Annotated in this window: 1 pseudogene; it reads left to right on the top strand. The window is 46.7% G+C overall.

The annotated features are described in order from the left end of the window. Positions 1-1,290: pseudogene (locus tag PsW74_RS21940) on the top strand (hypothetical protein); the annotation flags it as partial. Positions 1,291-1,440: the final 150 nt, after the last annotated feature.

Here is a 1,440-nt window from a genome sequence, read left to right as displayed (position 1 = left end):
CAAGGCCAACTCCGTGTTGCACAAATGGGCGACTACATCGAACGCTTTGAGTTTGCTGACGGCACCGTCATTACAGATCTAAGCCTCCATTCACATGAGCGTATTGGTCTGACGGGAACTGATGGAGACGATTTGATCATCGGCACAAATGTTAGCAACATCATCGATGCAGGTAAGGGCAACGATACACTTGATGCTGGTGGTTATCATCAATCATGGCAACACCTTCGTGGTCAGGAAGGAGATGATACCTATCTGATCGGTGCAGATGATGGCGAAATCTGGATAACACAGGATGGCGAATGGACAGGAAGCGGAACAGATACTGTTCGCTTTAAAGATTTGAATCTGTCAGATTTTGAAGTGACGACATATGACCACGCTTCTTACGGCGAAGCATTGCGGCTAAGCTGGAGTAAAGATGGGCAAACAGGAACGTTGTATCTTTCTGATCTTGGGGAACACATTGAACGCTTTGAGTTTGCAGATGGCTCTGCTCTTAAAAAGATAGAAGTCCGTGATGATGGACGCTTGAAGCTTTATGGAGCGACTGGAGATGCAGGAGTAAAAATCACAGGATCGGATAATGATGACTTCCTTTATGGAACAACTGGAGATGATATCCTAGCACCAGGTAAAGGTGCCGGTGATTGGCAGCACTTGTTTGGTTATAGCGGCGATGACACCTACCTTTATAGCATTGGTGGTGGCAATACGCTGATCAGTGCAAGTGAAGGAGAAAATGATGGATTTGACACTGTTCGCTTTACGGATCTAAATCTCTCAGATTTCGAGATTGGTACACAGCAATATAGCGATTCCAACGGCTTGGTGGTGAAGTTTCAGTGGAGCCTTGATGGCCAGCAAGGCCAACTCCGTGTTGCACAAATGGGCGACTACATCGAACGCTTTGAGTTTGCTGACGGGACAAGTGTTTCCCAAATTGAGTTGTTCGATGATGGTAGAGTGAAACTTAGAGGAACCGATGGCACTGATACCATTGCTGGAACACAAAATGACGACCTTCTGGTAGGTGGTGAAGGATCTGATACATTTACGTTCACTAACCAAACATTTGGTTACGATCAGATAATGGATTTTGAGGCTGGTGCTTTCTCTGATGATGTCATCCGCTTTGATAGGGACATCTTCAGCGATTTTGATGCCGTTATTGCAGCAGCCAGTGATGATGGTACAGATACCGTTATCACTCTGGATGACGATAACTCAGTGACCCTCAAAGGTGTTTTGAAATCCGATCTGCATCAAGACGACTTCCAGCTGGTCTGATCTATAAATGAGTATTCCAAACAAAAAATCACCTCGGCGCATAGTCGCCGAGGCGTTTGCGGCGTCTCGGTCCGGGTATGCGGGCGTCGGGGTCTTGAGTCTGGTCATCAACCTGTTGATGCTGACGGGTCCGATGTTCATGCTGCAGAT

The organism is Pseudovibrio sp. W74, from assembly GCF_001623085.1.
GTDB lineage: Bacteria > Pseudomonadota > Alphaproteobacteria > Rhizobiales > Stappiaceae > Pseudovibrio.
The sequence above is the reverse complement of the archived record's forward strand: the minus strand, read 5'-3'. Positions and strand labels throughout refer to the sequence as shown.